General features: G+C 62.3%; 6 protein-coding genes. 5 read left to right on the plus strand and 1 reads right to left on the minus strand.

Annotated features, from left to right (window positions below; translation table 11 throughout):
* From ftsZ to Q1K49_RS02915, 4 genes are all read left to right on the plus strand, one after another.
* Nucleotides 1-1,177, plus strand: a 1,177-nt coding sequence (ftsZ, locus tag Q1K49_RS02900; RefSeq protein ID WP_300522586.1) for a cell division protein FtsZ, incomplete at its 5' end; no start/stop codon positions are given.
* Nucleotides 1,174-1,554, plus strand: a complete 381-nt coding sequence (locus Q1K49_RS02905) for a cupin domain-containing protein (protein ID WP_300522588.1) — start codon at nt 1,174-1,176, stop codon at nt 1,552-1,554. The genes ftsZ and Q1K49_RS02905, both read left to right, overlap by 4 nt.
* Before the next feature lie 168 nt (nt 1,555-1,722).
* The gene (locus Q1K49_RS02910; protein WP_300522590.1) at nt 1,723-2,088 is read left to right on the plus strand and encodes a hypothetical protein; all 366 of its coding nucleotides are present in this window, start codon (nt 1,723-1,725) and stop codon (nt 2,086-2,088) included.
* A gap of 90 nt (nt 2,089-2,178) precedes the next feature.
* Nucleotides 2,179-3,753, plus strand: a complete 1,575-nt coding sequence (locus Q1K49_RS02915) for a DUF4139 domain-containing protein (RefSeq protein ID WP_300522592.1) — start codon at nt 2,179-2,181, stop codon at nt 3,751-3,753.
* Nucleotides 3,754-3,819: 66 nt separating this feature from the next.
* On the opposite strand, the gene Q1K49_RS02920 is transcribed toward Q1K49_RS02915, so the two are convergent.
* On the minus strand, nt 3,820-4,257 hold the full coding sequence (locus Q1K49_RS02920; protein ID WP_300522593.1) for a response regulator: 438 nt from the start codon (nt 4,255-4,257) through the stop codon (nt 3,820-3,822).
* A 208-nt stretch (nt 4,258-4,465) separates the two neighbouring features.
* On the opposite strand from Q1K49_RS02920, the gene Q1K49_RS02925 reads away from it, so the two are divergent.
* Nucleotides 4,466-4,867: a cupin domain-containing protein gene (locus tag Q1K49_RS02925; protein WP_300522596.1), complete on the plus strand. Its 402-nt coding sequence runs from the start codon at nt 4,466-4,468 to the stop codon at nt 4,865-4,867.
* Nucleotides 4,868-4,965 lie beyond the last annotated feature (98 nt).

The raw sequence follows: 4,965 nt of genomic DNA on the forward strand, positions 1-4,965 counted from the left end.
CAACGCCGACACCAACGCGCTCAACCACATCGTCCGAAGCGGCGTGACGGGTGTGGAATTCCTCGCGGCGAACACCGATATGCCCCATCTGGAGCGTTCCGAGGCATCGATCAAGATTCCTCTGGGGCAGAAGCTCACTCGGGGACTCGGAGCGGGCGCCAATCCCGAGATCGGCTTTCAGTCGGCGCGGGAATCCGTTCGGGAGATTTCCGAGGCGCTTGCCGGAGCGGATATGGTGTTCGTCACCGCAGGCATGGGAGGCGGCACGGGAACCGGGGCCAGCCCCGTCGTGGCGGAGATCGCCCGGGAGCGGGGCGCTCTCGTCGTGGGCGTGGTGACGCGCCCGTTCACCTTCGAGGGACGCCGCCGGGCTCAGAACGCCGCCGAGGGAATCGAGAAACTCCGGGAAAAAGTGGATGCCCTCATCGTCATTCCCAACGATCGCGTTCTCGAACTCGTGGACAAGAAGACACCCCTCTCCGATGCGTTTCGCCTGGTGGATGAAGTGCTCCGCCAGGCTGTCGCGGGGATCACCGACCTCATTCTCCGCCCCGGACTGGTCAACGTGGATTTCGCGGACGTGCGGACCGTGCTCTCCGGTGCCGGATCGGCCGTTATGGGCATCGGGACCGGAAAAGGGCCCGAGCGGACCGTCCAGGCCGCGCGCATGGCCGTCAGCAGTCCTCTCATGGAGACTCCCGCCTCCGGCGCGAAGGGCATCCTCTTCAATATCGCCAGCGGTCCCGACATCAGCCTCTGGGAGGTGAACCAGGCCGCCCAGGTCGTGGCCGAGTACGCCGACGAGGACGCGAACATCTCCTGGGGACATGTGCTGGATCCCTCCATGGAGGGGCTGGTGCACATCACGGTCATCGCCGCGGGGTTCGTGCCCGGAGGCAAGGAGTGCCCCTCCGGAAGACTTGCGGAATCTCACCGGGGAGGGCGGGAGCGCCGCCGTATCGAACTGGAGGAGACGGACCTGCAGGGGCCTCCGGACGACGGACTGCTCTTTCCCCGCACCGACGGGGCGAAAGGACAGGGCGCATCCGTGGACATTCCCACCATCGTCCGGAATGCCCGCCACGGTGAAAGCGGAAAAACCTTGCAGGGGGAACGTCTCCCTCGGGGATTTTCGAGGCGCGACGGATGTACGGAGGAGCGGGGAGATCCCTCGTGAGTGCTTCAGGGAAAAAGGTCTTTTCCGGAGGGAACCTTTTCGAGTTTTCCCGGGATCTGACAAAAGGCATCGAGCAAGGTGACCTTCCGGAGGAAGAGATCGCCGAGCCGCTGTTTCCGGATCGGGGAATTCTCGTGGAGCGCATCGTCTCCTTCGGGCAGTCCTCGCCTCCCGGTTTCTGGTACGATCAGGAGCGGGACGAATGGGTGGCGCTTCTCTCCGGTGAGGCCGTTCTGGAATGGGAGGACGGGGGCGTTCTGGAAATGCATCCCGGAGACTGGATTTTTCTCCGGGCGCACGAGAGGCATCGTGTCGCCCGCACTTCTTCGGAGCCTCCCTGCGTGTGGCTCGCCGTTCACGGGAGGATGCGCGGGTGAGATACGCGGTTGCTTTTGATGGTGTGTGCCGGGCGGGGAACTCCCTGAGGGGGGCCCTGCCCGGTTTTGTTTTTCCGGGAAGACGATCCGCGATATAATGGCGCACAGAGGCGAGAATTCCCGTCCGTTCTCTTCCGAATGCGGCGGAGGGAACGGGCGGTGGAAACCGTGGGGACGGCGGAACACTGCGGGAAAGGGAGAAAGGGTTGGTTTCATATGGAGAAGGGAGATGAGGGGATGACACAATCGATCAATGTGGTCCGGCTCGAGGGGACGCTTCACTTCCTCAAGGGGGAGCAAGTGGGAGAGAACCGGTGCGGCAGGTATTTCCGATTCTCCGTCAGACACGAGAGCACGGACTACAGAGGGAACGAACGGCACGACTACATACTCGCCCGCGCCTACGATCCGGAGTTGCAGGATCGGCTCCGGCAGTGCGGGGAAGGGGACCGGATACTTCTCGAGGGAAGCGTCCGGTCTTCTGTCGGGAGCGGCGAGATGTATGTCCTTGCCGAAAAACTGGAGCTCCCCTGAGGGGGGCGTTTCTCGGCGCAGGCGGAATTCCGTTGCTCTTCCCCGTGTGTTCGATGGGGAGGCGACGGCTCCCTGGAGAGGGGGAGGGCGATGCGGGTGTTCTCTGTCGCAGGAGTGGGTATCCTTCTGATCCTGGGTGTTCTCGGTGTATGGGATCTGTCCTTTGGAGTGCGGAGCGCCTTCGGGGAAGAACCGGCACGGTCCGAGGACGGAGTCTCGCCTCCGCCGGAGAGGGTTCATCTCTATCCAAGCGGTGCCGGTGTTGAAATCCCCGTGCCCGCCGGTGCATTTGTGGTGCGTCTGCCGGCGACCTTCGACGTTTCCCGGATCCGTTTGCAGCTTCCGGAGGGAAATTCGCCTTCTTTGCCGCCTGACATCGTGCTGCTTCCCCGGGCGGGATGGATTCCTCCGGCCCTGAAGACTCTGTCGGAGAAAGTGGACGAACTTCGGGCCGAGGTGGCGGTTCTCGATGCGGAGGCCGCCTCCCTTCGGCAGTTGACCGGAGCTCTTGAATCCCTGAGGCCCGAAGGCGAAAAGGCCCTCGACCTGCTCGTCGCCGCAGCCGCGCTTCGCAGAGAGCAGGAACTACGTCTCGCGGAAGTGACGGAAACGCTCCAGCGCAAGCGCCATGAAGCGGAGCTCTGGAATCGGCAGTTGCAGGAGCGTCTTCAGGAAGGCTACTCCATGATGATCGAAATCCGCGGCGACGGTGGGCACGGCGGCGGCCTCCTCACCGCCTGGACGGATCAGGTGCACTGGACCTACAGATACGTGCTCAACCTCGAAACGAAGAGCGGAAACGTCACGGGCCGTCTGGTCGCGTCGGTGATGCAACGAACCGGCATTGACTGGGACGGGCCGCTCGTCGTGCATACCGCGGATCCTCCCCGGCTTGTTCGTCCTCCCCGGTTGCGCCCCCTCGTGGTGGACATCGCACAGCCTCGCCAGGATGACTTCCGTGCGAAAGGCGCCGTTCCCGATGCAGCGCCCGCGCCCTACATGGCCGTTGAGGAGATCGCTCTCGGGAGGGCTCCCGCGCCTCCCGTCCGGGAGGAGGGCTTGCGCGGCGTGGACATCCTCACGACAGGGCGCGTGCCGGGGGAGGGTACTTCCGCCGAGATTCCTCTGGGCGACCTCGCTCTTCAGGGGAGCATGGCCATCGTGCTGGTTCCGCGTTTCAGCCAGGAAGCATGGCTTCTCGCCGAGGTGGAGACACTGCCCGAGGCCGTTCTCCCAGGCGAGGCGGAACTCTCCGTGGACGGCGTCGCCGGGGGCAAAACGACGCTTCCGGCCCGCAGCAAGGGACAGGATCTCACCGTGGCCTTCGGGACCACCCCTCTCGTTCGCGTGGAGAGAGAAAAGAGTGTCGGTGTGGAGGGAAAAAGTTGGCTGGGCAAGGGACGTCTTGCCGATGGGTACGAGCTGACCGTGACGAACGGCCTTCCCTCGGAAACAGTGGTGCGCATCCTGGAAAGAGTTCCCGTCAGTGCCAACGAGTCGGTGAAGGTGGAGATCAAAACCATGGATCCACAGCCCGCCAGTTCCGATAGGGAAGGGCTGCTCACCTGGGAGATCCCGCTGAAGAGCGGGGAGATCCGCAAGATTGCCGTTCACTATACCCTGACCTATCCGGGGGACAAGGATCTGGTGTTTCGGGACAAGTGAGAACCCCATGACGTGAGGACGGAGGACTTCCCTGGGGAAGGTTTCGCCATCGCGTCATGGGGTTTGTTACGCGTCTTCTCGGGAGGGTGGCGCCGGATCGGGGCGTTCCGGAGATTCCGTGCTCTTGTGAGAAAAGGCCAGAACGTCCCGCACTGTATCGATTACCTTGACCTTGTCGAAGGGCTTGACGATGAATCCGAGAGCGCCGCTTTGGAGCGCCTTGAGAACCGTTGATTTCTGCCCCATGGCGGAGATCATGATTACTCGTGCTTCGGGGTCGATGCGGAGAATGCGGTTCAATCCCTCAAGGCCGGAGAGGATCGGCATGGTGATGTCCATGGTCACCACGTCGGGACGCAGGGTCTGATAGAGTTCCGCCCCCTCGGATCCGTCCGTGCCTTCGCCCACCACGTCGAAGCCTGCATCGGTGAGGATTTTCTGCAACATGAACCGCATGAACGCCGAATCGTCCACAATAAGAATTCGGGGTGCTGTCGAGGTCACGATTCCTCACCTCCCCTTGGTGCAACGATACCTTGTCGTCTGATGCTATCAGAATACGCGCTCTTCTTCTTCCAGGCAAGGCCGTAGCGAAAATTTTGTGTGTGTTTTTCAGCCATGGAAGAAAGCGGGAAAAGAGAATCCTTGCATTTGGTTCGACGGAATGCGAAAGAGCGAGATGTGCACAGCACTGCGAAAGGGAGTGAAGTATGTGGCAGATCAAGTCGTCTACGCAGGGAAAATCAAGGATCTTCCCTCGGTAACCCTCCAAGGACACGGGGGCATCGAAAAGCGGATCGTCTTCGGTCCGGAACGCTTCTGGGAGAACTACACGGCCCGCTGTTTCACCCTGGAGGGGGACGCCGCGGTACCCCTCCACCAACACGACTGGCCCCATTACGTTTTCGTTCTTTCCGGAGAAGGGCGCGTGCGCGTGGAGGACGAGGAATATCCTCTGGCGCCTCTTTTCTGGGCCCACGTTCCGGCGGGAAAACCTCACTCCTTCGAAAGAGTCGGCGAGGAGCCCCTCACGTTCATCTGCATCGTTCCCTCCGAGGGCGACGTCACCCCCCCTGCATCCTCCTGTTCTTGCGGGTGCGACTGCGGCGGTTGAGGAATTCCCCCGGCGTTTTTGCGGTCAGTTCTCGTCGAGGAGTGTCTGGGCGTGATCGTAAGGGGGACAGCAGACACAGAGGAAGCGCAGCGTCTCTT

The organism is Aminiphilus sp. (assembly GCF_029975095.1).
In the GTDB taxonomy this organism is placed as follows: Bacteria; Synergistota; Synergistia; order Synergistales; family Aminiphilaceae; genus Aminiphilus.